Raw genomic sequence first — 11,001 nt, 5'->3', positions numbered from 1 at the left:
AGGAAGGCGTAGGAACTGTGAGTACTTCTGTCGAGCAGATAGCGGACGCGCTGCGCAAGTCGCTGCTGGAGAACGAGAGGCTGCGGCGGCGGCACGACCAGGTCACCGCCGCGGCCCAGGAGCCGATCGCCATCGTCGGGATGAGCTGCCGCTTCCCCGGCGGGGTCGGGAACGCGGACGACCTGTGGCGGCTGGTCGCCGAGGGCCGGGACGCCGTCACCGGGTTCCCCGAGGACCGGGGCTGGGACCTCGAAGGCGTCTTCGACACCGACGCCTCGCGGTCCGGCAAGACCTACGCCAAGGAGGGCGGGTTCCTGCACGACGCCCCGCTGTTCGACGCGCCGTTCTTCAGCATGAGCCCGCACGAGGCCTCGGCCACGGACCCGCAGCAGCGGATGGTCCTGGAGGCGTCCTGGGAGGCGTTCGAGCACGCCGGCATCGACGTGCACACGCTGCGCGGCAGCCAGACCTCGGTGTTCGTCGGCGTCATGGCCGCCGACTACCACGCGCGGCCCGGCACCGTCGCCGAGGGCGCGGAGGGGTTCCTGGTCGTCGGCACCGACAGCAGCGTCGTGTCGGGCCGCGTGTCGTACAGCCTGGGCCTGGAGGGCCAGGCCATCTCGATCGACACCGCGTGCTCGTCCTCGCTGGTGGCGGTGCACCTGGCGGCCCAGTCGCTGCGCCAGGGCACCTCCATGCTGGCGCTGGCCGGCGGTGTGACGGTGATGTCGACGCCGCGCACCTTCGTCGAGTTCAGCCGCCAGCGCGGCCTGGCCCCCGACGGCCGCTGCAAGTCCTTCGCCGAGGCCGCCGACGGCACCGGCTGGTCGGAGGGCGTGGGCATGCTCGTCCTGGAGCGCCTCTCCGACGCGCGCCGGAACGGGCACCGGGTGCTGGCCGTCGTCCGGGGCTCCGCCCTCAACCAGGACGGCGCCAGCAACGGGCTCACCGCGCCCAACGGCCCGTCCCAGCAGCGCGTCATCCGCGCCGCGCTCGCCAACGCCCGGCTCTCCGCGGCCGAGGTCGACGCGGTGGAGGCGCACGGCACCGGCACCCGCCTCGGCGACCCGATCGAGGCGCAGGCGCTGCTCGCCACCTACGGCCGGGAGCGGCCGCAGGGCCGGCCGCTCTGGCTCGGCTCGATCAAGTCCAACATGGGGCACACCCAGGCCGCGGCGGGCGCCGCGGGCATCATCAAGATGGTGCAGGCGATGCGCCACGGGGTGCTGCCGAAGACCCTGCACGTGGATGCGCCGACCTCCCAGGTGGAGTGGGAGGCGGGCGCCGTCGAGCTGCTCGCCGAGGCCCAGCCGTGGGAGAAGGCGGACGGCGCACCCCGCCGGGCCGGCATCTCCTCCTTCGGCATCAGCGGCACCAACGCGCACGTGATCATCGAGGAGGCCCCGGCCGAGGAGGACGGCGCCGCCCAGGAGGCCCCGGCCCGCGGCGACGCGGCGCCGGCCGGCACCGACGGGCCCCGGGCGTGGACGGCCGAGGGCACCGCCGCGCTGCCGTTCGTGCTCTCCGCCCGGGACGAAGCCGCCCTGCGCGCCCAGGCCGAGCGCCTCCTGCACCACCTGGAGGAGGCCGGCGCCCCCGGCCTGCCGGACACCGCATACTCCCTGGCGCTGTCCCGCGCGGCCCTGGAGCACCGGGCCGTGCTGACCGCCGCCGACGCCGAGGCCCTGCGGGCCGGCCTGCGCGCCCTCACCCGGGGCGAGGAGTTCGCGGGGCTGGCCCGCGGTGTGGCCGGGCGCGAGCCCCGCACCGTCCTCGTCCTGCCCGACCACGGCGGCGCCCCCGGCGCCGGGCCGGCCGCCTGGGTGCCGCTCGCCCGCGGCCTGACCGCGGCCTCCCCGCTCTTCGCCGAGCAGCTGCGGACGGTGGCCGGCGAGCTGCGCGGCCACACCGGCTGGGACCTGACCGCGGTGGTCGAGGGAGCGCCGACGGCGCCGACCCCGGACCGCCCGGACGTCGCCCGCGCCGGCGCCTACGCCGTCCAGGTCGCGCTCGCCGCCCTGTGGCGCGCGCACGGCCTGCGTCCCACCGCCGTGCTCGGCCACGGCAGCGGCGCGATCGCCGCCGCCCGGCTGGCCGGGGCGATCGCCCCGGAGGAGGCGGCGCGGCTCGCCGCGGACGCCACCGCCGAGCTGCCGGCCGGGCCCGGCGCCGGCTCGGCCGCCGTCCAGCTCCACCTCACCCGGACGGACGAGGAGTACGCCCGGGCGGTGCACACCCTGGTCGAGAACGGCCACACGCTCTTCGTCGGCGCCGGCCCGGCCGCGCTGCCCGCCGCCACCGTCCTGGAGGCGGCCACCGCCGACGTCCCCACCGCCGTGATCGCCCCGCCGGGGCCGGGCACCCCCGCCGAGGGCTTCACCGAGGCGCTCGGCCGGGCGCACACCCTGGGCGTCGCGGTGAACTGGCAGGCCTTCCACGCGGGCCGCGGCGCCCACCGGGTGGACCTGCCGACCTACGCCTTCCAGCACGAGCGCTACTGGCCCGAGTCCGTGGCCGACACCGGTGACCCGGCCGCGCTCGGCCTGGCCGCGGCCGACCACCCGCTGCTCGGCGCCGCGATCGCCATCGCCGACGCGGACGAGGCGCTGCTCACCGGGCTGCTCAGCCTGGAGACCCAGCCGTGGCTCGCCGACCACGCCGCCGGCGGCACGGTGCTGCTGCCCGGCACCGCCTTCGTCGAGATGGCGATCCGGGCCGGCGACCAGGTCGGCTACGGCCTGCTGGACGAACTGACCCTGACCGCGCCGCTGGTCCTGCCCGCACAGGGCGGCGTGCAGATCCAGGTCTCCGTCGGAGCCCCCGGCGACGGCGGCGGCCGACCCGTCCGCATCCACGCCCGCCCCGACGACCGGTCGGTCTCCGCCGGCGCGGGGGAGCGGCCGTGGACCGTCCACGCCACCGGCACGCTGCTGCCGGGGCAGACCGGTCCGTCCTTCGACCTGACCGCCTGGCCGCCGAAGGGCGCGGCCGAGATCGACGTGTCGGACGCCTACGCGCGGATGACCGAGCAGGGCTACGGCTACGGGCCCGCCTTCCAGGGGCTGCGCGCCGTCTGGCGGCGCGGTGACGACGTCTTCGCCGAGGTCGCCCTGCCCGAGGAGGTCCGCGACCAGGCCACCCGCTTCGGCCTGCACCCGGCGCTGCTCGACGCCGCCCTGCACGCCGCCGGCCAGGGCGCCGAGGCGGCGGACACCGCGCTGCGCCTGCCCTTCGCCTGGAGCGGTGTGCGCCTGCACGCCGCCGGGGCGTCCGCGCTGCGGGTCCGGCTCACGGCCCGGGGTGCCGAGGCGATCTCCCTGGAGCTCGCCGACCCGAGCGGCGCGCCCGTCGCCTCCGTCGACTCCCTCGCCCTGCGCACCGTCACCCCCGAGCAGCTCTCCGCCGCCCCGGCACCCATGCACGACGCGCTGTTCCGGCTGGACCGGACACAGCTCGCGGTGGACGCGGGTGTGGTGCGGGAGGGTCGTTGGGTGGCCTTGGGTGCCGGGGTTTCCGGTGTCGAGCCGGTCGCCGACCTGGAGTCGGCGGCGGGTGCGGACGTGGTGCTGCTCCCGGTCGGCGACGGTGACCTACGGGAGACCGTCAACCAGGTCCTGGCGGTGCTTCAGTCCTGGCTGGCCGACGACCGCTTCGAATCCTCGAAGCTGGTCGTGCTGACGCAGCCCGGTTCGCTGACCGGCGGCGCCGTGGCGGGTCTGGTGCGCTCCGCGCAGGCCGAGGAGCCAGGCCGGTTCGTCCTGGTCGAACCGGCCGACGGTGACACGTCCCTGCTGACGGCGGCCGTCGTCTCCGGCGAGCCCGAACTCGCGCTGCGCGACGGCGCGGTGTTCGCTCCGCGCGTGGTCCGCGCCGAGAGCGGCACCGGCTCGCCGTTCGACGGCACCGGAACCGTCCTCGTCACCGGCGGCACGGGAGGCCTCGGTGCCGTCATCGCCCGCCACCTGGTCACCGCGCACGGCGTCCGCCACCTCGCGCTGGTCAGCCGCCGCGGCGACACCGCCCCCGGCGCAGCCGGCCTGCGCGAGGAACTGCTCACCCTCGGCGCCGAATCCGTCCGGCTGGAAGCCGCCGACGTCGCCGACCGTGAGGCCCTGGCCGCCGTCCTCGACCGCGTCGGAGCGGCTCACCCGCTGAGCGCCGTCATCCACACCGCCGGCATCGTCGACGACGGGACGATCACCTCACTCGACCCGGAGCGGGTCGACACCGTCCTACGCCCCAAGGCCGACGCCGCCCGGCACCTGCACGAGCTGACCCGCGACCTCGGCCTCAAGGCCTTCATCCTCTTCTCGTCCATCGCCGGCACCCTCGACGGCGCCGGCCAGGGCAACTACGCCGCGGCCAACGCCTACCTGGACGCGCTGGCCCGTCAGCGCCGGTCGGAGGGTCTGCCCGCGCTCTCACTGGCCTGGGGCCTCTGGGACACCGGCACCGGCATGGGCGGCCACCTCTCCCAGACCGACCTCGACCGCATCGCCGCCGGGGGCGTCCTCGCGCTCACGGCGGAGAAGGGCGTGGCGCTCTTCGACGCGGCCTTGGCCTCCGAGGAGCCGGTGCTGCTGCCGGTCCACTGGGACTTCGCCGCCGTCCGGCGCTCGGCCGAGCCCGTGCCGGCAATGCTGCGCGGCCTGGTCCCCGTGGCCGCCCGCCGGGCCGCCGCCGGAGCCGGCGCGTCCGACAGCCTGCGCGACCGTCTCGTCCGCATGGCGGCGGACGAGCGCGACACCTTCCTGCTCGACCTGGTCCGCGCCGAGGTCGCGGGCGTGCTGGGCCACGGCGGCAAGGACGCCGTGGAGCCGCAGCGCGCCTTCAAGGAGCTCGGCTTCGACTCCCTCGCAGCAGTGAGCCTGCGCAACCGGCTCAACCAGGAGACCGGCCTGCGGCTGCCCGCCACGCTCGTCTTCGACTACCCGGCCTCCGACGTGCTGGCCCGCTTCCTGCGGGACGAACTCGTCGGCGCCGAGGAGGAGCCCGGCGCCGAGTCCGGCCCCGCCGTCGTGTTCTCGGACGACGAGCCGATCGCGATCGTCGGGATGAGCTGCCGCTTCCCCGGCGACGTCCGCTCGCCCGAGGAGCTGTGGGAGCTGCTGGCCGCCGGCCGCGACGGCATCGGCGGATTCCCCGAGAACCGTGGCTGGGACACCGACGCCATCTACGACCCGGAGCCGGGCAAGCCGGGCAAGACCATCAGCCGCGAGGGCGGGTTCCTCTACGACGCGGCCGACTTCGACGCCGAGTTCTTCGGCATCTCCCCGCGGGAGGCGCTGGCCCTCGACCCGCAGCAGCGGCTGCTGCTGGAGGCGTCCTGGGAGGCGATCGAGCGGGCCGGCATCGACCCGTCCTCGCTCAAGGGCAGCCAGACCGGTGTCTTCGCCGGCGTGATGTACCACGACTACGCCACCCGGCTCGGCGCCGTCCCCGAGGACGTCAGCGGCTACCTCGGCAACGGCAGCCTGGGCAGCGTGGTCTCCGGCCGGGTCTCCTACAGCCTCGGTCTGGAGGGTCCGGCGGTCTCCGTCGACACTGCCTGCTCGTCCTCGCTGGTCGCCCTGCACTGGGCGATCCAGGCGCTGCGCCGCGGCGAGTGTGACCTCGCGCTGGCGGGCGGGGTCACCGTCATGGCCACCCCGGACACGTTCATCGACTTCACCCGCCAGCGCGGCCTGGCCGCGAACGGCCGCTGCAAGCCGTTCGCCGAGGCGGCGGACGGCACCGGCTGGGGCGAGGGCGTGGGTGTGCTCCTGGTGGAGCGGCTCTCGGAGGCCCGCCGCAAGGGCCACCAGGTCCTCGCGGTCGTACGGGGTTCGGCGGTGAACCAGGACGGTGCGAGCAACGGGCTGACGGCGCCGAACGGGCCCTCGCAGCAGCGGGTGATCAGGGCGGCGCTGGCCAACGCGGGTCTCTCGACCGCCGACGTGGACGTGGTGGAGGCGCACGGCACCGGCACCACCCTGGGTGACCCGATCGAGGCGCAGGCCCTGCTGGCCACGTACGGCCAGGACCGCCCGGAGGGCCGGCCGCTCTGGCTGGGTTCGGTGAAGTCGAACCTGGGCCACACGCAAGCCGCCGCCGGTGTCGCCGGAATCATCAAGATGGTGCAGGCGATGCGGCACGAGGTGCTGCCGATGACGCTGCACGTCGACAGCCCGTCCTCGCACGTGGACTGGGAGGCCGGGGACGTCGAGTTGCTGGCGGAGTCCCGGGCCTGGGAGAAGAGGGACGGTGCGCCGCGCCGGGCCGGTGTCTCCTCGTTCGGCATCAGCGGCACCAACGCGCACGTGATCCTGGAGGAGGCTCCGGCAGCCGAGCAGGTCGAGTCGGCCGAGTCGGCCGAGCGGACCGCCGAGGGACAGTGGCCCGAAGGCGCCCTGGTGCCGCTCGCGGTCTCCGGCCGTACGGACGAGGCGCTGCGGGCGCAGGCCGAGCGGCTGCACGCGTTCGTCGCCGCCGACTCCTCCCGTCTGCTGGACCTCGGCTACTCGTCCCTGACCTCGCGCACCACACACCCCCACCGCGCGGTGGTGCTCGGTTCGACGCGGGAGGCGGTGCTGGCCGGGCTGGCCGCGGTGGCCGAGGGCGGCTCTTCGGATCTGGCGGTCACGGGCCGGGCCGGCGTCGGCCGGACGGCGTTCCTGTTCACCGGTCAGGGCGCGCAGCGGGTCGGGATGGGCGGCGAACTGTACGAGTCCTTCCCGGTGTTCGCGGCCGCGCTGGACGAGGTGTGTGGGCTGCTGGACGGTGAGTTGGGTGTTGCGCTGCGCGAGGTCATAGCCGGAAAGTCCGGTTCGCTGGACGACACGGTCTACACGCAGTCGGCGCTGTTCGCCGTCGAGGTGGCGCTGTACCGCCTGGTGGAGTCGCTGGGGGTGCGGGCGGACTTCCTGGCCGGGCACTCGGTGGGTGAGATCGCGGCCGCCCACGTCGCGGGTGTGTTGTCGCTGGCGGACGCGTGCAAGCTGGTCGCCGCCCGCGGCCGGTTGATGCAGGTGCTGCCGGCCGGCGGCGTGATGGTCGCCGTCCGTGCCGCCGAGGCGGATGTGCTGCCGCTGTTGAAGGGACATGAGGCCGAGGTCGGTGTCGCAGCGGTCAACGGGCCGACGTCCGTGGTGATTTCGGGTGCCGAGACGGCGGTCGGCGAGGTGGTCGCCCAGCTGGAGGAGCGCGGCATCGCCTCGGTCCGGCTGACCGTCTCGCATGCCTTCCACTCGCCGCTGATGGAGCCCATGCTGGAGGAGTTCCGGGCGGTCGTCCGGGGCCTCTCCTTCGCCGAGCCCAAGCTCGCCGTCGTCTCCAACGTGACCGGCAAGCTCGCCAACGGCGACGACCTGCGTGACCCGGAGTACTGGGTGCGCCACGTCCGTCAGCCCGTCCGATTCGCCGACGGCATCCGGGCGCTGGAGGACGCCGGCGTCACCCGCTACCTCGAACTCGGCCCCGACGGCGTCCTGACCGGCATGGCCCAGGCCTGCCTGGCCAACCCCGACGACGTCCTCCTCGCCTCGGTGCTGCGCAAGGGCCGCGACGAGGCCCGGACCTTCCTCGCCGCCGTCGCGGGCGCCCACGTCAGCGGCTTGGGGCTCGACGGCGAAGGCCTCTTCCAGGGGTCCGGCGCCCGCCGGGTGGACCTGCCGACCTACGCCTTCCAGCACGAGCGCTACTGGCTCGACGCGGCGCCCGCCGCCGTGGACGCCTCCGCCCTGGGCCTGCGGCCGACCACGCACCCGCTGCTCGGCGCGGCCGTCGAACTCCCGGACTCCGACGGCGTCGTGCTCACCGGCCGGCTCTCCGTGGCCACCCAGCCCTGGCTCGCCGACCACGCGGTGGCCGGCACCGTCCTGCTGCCGGGTTCCGCGTTCGTGGAGCTGGCCGTCCGGGCCGGTGACCAGGTCGGCTCCGGCCGGCTCGACGAGCTGACGCTGACCGCCCCGCTGATCCTGCCCGAGCACGGCGCGGTCCGGATCCAGGTGGCGGTCGGCGCACCGGACGAGGAGGGGCGGCGGCCGGTCCGCGTGCACGCGCGGCCCGAGGGCGCGGGGCCGGACGACGAGTGGACGGTCCACGCGAGCGGCGTCCTGCTGCCCGGCGACCAGCCCGCCGAGGAAGGGCCGGACCTGACGGTCTGGCCGCCCGAGGGGGCCGAGGAGCTGCCCGTCCTGGACGCCTACGACGAACTGGCCGGGCAGGGCTACGGCTACGGCCCGGTCTTCCAGGGCCTGCGCAAGGCCTGGCGGCACGGCGACGACGTGTTCGCGGAGGTGGAGCTGCCCGAGGAGGCCCACGCGGACGGCGCGGTCTTCGGTCTGCACCCGGCCCTGCTCGACGCGGCGCTGCACGCCACGCTGCTGCCGGGTGCCACGGTGGACGACGACCCGGCCGCCGGTCCGCGGCTCCCGTTCTCGTGGAACGGCGTGACGCTGTTCTCGGCGGGTGCCACCGCCCTGCGGGTCCGGCTCCGGGTCTCCGGGCCCGAGGTGGTCGCCGTCGACGCCGCCGACCCGTCCGGCGCACCGGTCGTCTCGGTGCGCTCCCTGGTGGCACGCGCCGTGCCGGCCGAGCAGCTCGCTCCGACCGGGGGCACCGCCGCCGGGGCGATGTACCGGATCTCCTGGCGGGCGGCGGCCGCGCCCGCCACCGTCCCGGACGCCCGCTGGGCCGTCCTCGGTGCCGGCCCGGCCGCCGACGAGCTCGGCGCCGGCGTCGACACCTGGGGCGAACTCGCCGAGCTCACCCAGGCGTTGGACGAGGGCGACACCGCGCCCGAGGTGATCGTCCTGCACGACCCGGCCGGCGGCGAGGCACGGGCCGTCGTCCGCCGCACCGCCGAGACGCTCGCCCGGCTGCTCGCCGACGACCGGTTGGAGGGCGCCCGTCTGGTCGTCCTCACCGGGGGCGCGGTGGCGGCTGCCGCCGGTGACGCCGTGCCGGATCTCGCCCACGCACCGCTGTGGGGCCTCCTGCGCTCCGTCCAGGAGGAGTACCCGGAGCGGCTGACCCTGGTCGACACGGACCGGGTGGACGGCTTCGGGCTGCTGCCCGCGGCCGTGGCGCTCGGGGCGCCGGAGGTGGCCGTCCGCGACGGCGCGCTGCTGGTCCCGCGCCTGGTCCGGGCCGAACCGCCGGCGACCGGCGGTGCGACCGGAGACGCTGCCGACGACTCCGAGCCGGCCTTCGACCCCGACGGAACGGTGCTGGTCACCGGCGGCACCGGCGGCCTGGGCACCGTCCTGGCCCGCCACCTGGTCTCCGGGCACGGCGTGCGGCACCTGCTGCTGCTCAGCCGGCGCGGGGAGCGGGCCGCCGGAGCACCGGAGCTCCGCGAAGAACTGCTGGAGCTGGGTGCCAAGAGCGTCACCGTCCGGGCCTGCGACGTCACCGACCGGGCGGCCCTGGCCGAGGCGCTGGACGCGATCCCCGGCGCGCACCCGCTCACCGGGGTGCTGCACACGGCGGGCGTCCTGGACGACGGGACCTTCGCGTCCCTGACGCCGGAACGCTACGACGCGGTGCTGCGGCCCAAGCTCGACGCCGCCGCCCACCTGGACGCCCTGACGGCCGGTCACCCCGTCCGCACGTTCGTCCTCTTCTCCTCGCTGGCCGGCACCGTGGGCAGCGCCGGCCAGGCCAACTACGCCGCCGCCAACGCCTATCTGGACGCCCTGGCGCAGCACCGCAGGGCCGCCGGCCGGCCCGCCGTCTCGCTGGCCTGGGGCCTGTGGGAGTCGGGCGACGGCATGGGCGAGGGGCTCGGCGAGACCGACCGGGCGCGGATGTCGCGTTCGGGGGTCACCGCGCTCCCGGTGGCGGAGGGCCTCGCGCTCTTCGACGCGGCCCTGCGCTCCGACGACCCCGTCCTTCTCCCCGTCCGCCTCGACACCGCGCCGATCCGGGCACGGGCCGCGGCGGAGGGTGTTCCGCACCTGCTGCGCGAACTGGTCCGGGTGCCGGTGCGGCGCGACCGCCGGGCCGCCGGGAGCGGGCGGCAGGGCGGGGCCGACGGCCTCGTCCAGCGGCTGTCGGCGCTCACCGAGGAGGAGCAGCTCGCCCTGCTGCTCACCCTGGTCCGGACGCATGTCGCCGCGGTCCTCGGCCACGCGGGCCCGGAGGCGGTCGACGCCGAACGGGGCTTCTCCGAGCTGGGCTTCGACTCGCTGGCGGCGGTCGAACTGCGCAACCGCCTCGGGGCGGCCTGCGGGGTGCGGCTCCCGTCCACGCTGATCTACGACCAGCCGACCTCGGCCGCCGTCGCCGCGTACCTGCGCGGCGAACTGGTCGGGACGGCCGGTGCGCCCAGCCTGGAGGACGAACTGGCCCGCCTGGAAGCCGTCCTGGGCGCCGCCACCCCCGACGGGGCCGAGCACGCCCGGATCGCGGCCCGGCTGCGGGCGCTCAGCGCCCGTTGGGCCGACGGCCCGGGCGCCGAGGAGAACGGAACGGAGCCCGCCGCCGAGGCCGCACTCGAAGCAGCCTCCGCCGAGGACCTGTTCGACATCCTCGACAACGAACTGGGCGTCTGACCGGCCGCCCCTGCAGGACCTGCCTCCCCGAGGCCGGGTCGGACCGTCGCCCCCACCGACGGTCCGGCCCGGCAGAGCCCGTGCCACCGGAGCCTTCCCCGTGCGCTCCGGTGGCACGGGCCTTTTCGTGTGCCCCGGGGGGTGGCCCCCGGCCGGGGAGGCGTGCGGGCCGGACGAGCGGGGCAGCATCCGTCCCCTCTCCTCTCCGCCCCTCGTCCTCCGGCTCTCCACCCCTCTGTCCCCCGGCCGGCAGGGGAACGGCCACTGCCGGGCACCCTCTCCGCGCGCCCGCCGACCCTCCCCCGACTACCCCGGCCCCCCGAACCGCCGCCACCCCAGCCCCCGGCCACACAAAGAAGCGTGGGGGGGGGGGGGGGGGCGGGGGGGGGGGGGGGGGGGGTTGTGGTGTTTTTTCCTTTTACCCCCCCCCCTTTCAACAGGTTTCTTCCCCCCCCCCCCGCGGTCC

Annotated in this window: 1 protein-coding gene; it reads left to right on the top strand. The window is 76.1% G+C overall.

What is annotated here, in order from left to right; all coding sequences use genetic code 11:
* The first annotated feature begins 17 nt into the window (after positions 1 to 17).
* Positions 18 to 10,535 (top strand): SDR family NAD(P)-dependent oxidoreductase, encoded by a 10,518-nt coding sequence (locus ACZ6NC_RS22990; protein WP_465735586.1) that lies wholly within the window; start codon positions 18 to 20, stop codon positions 10,533 to 10,535.
* Positions 10,536 to 11,001: the final 466 nt, after the last annotated feature.

The sequence above is a fragment of the Kitasatospora sp. NPDC041988 genome, from assembly GCF_055588525.1.
The sequence above is the reverse complement of the archived record's forward strand: the minus strand, read 5'-3'. Positions and strand labels throughout refer to the sequence as shown.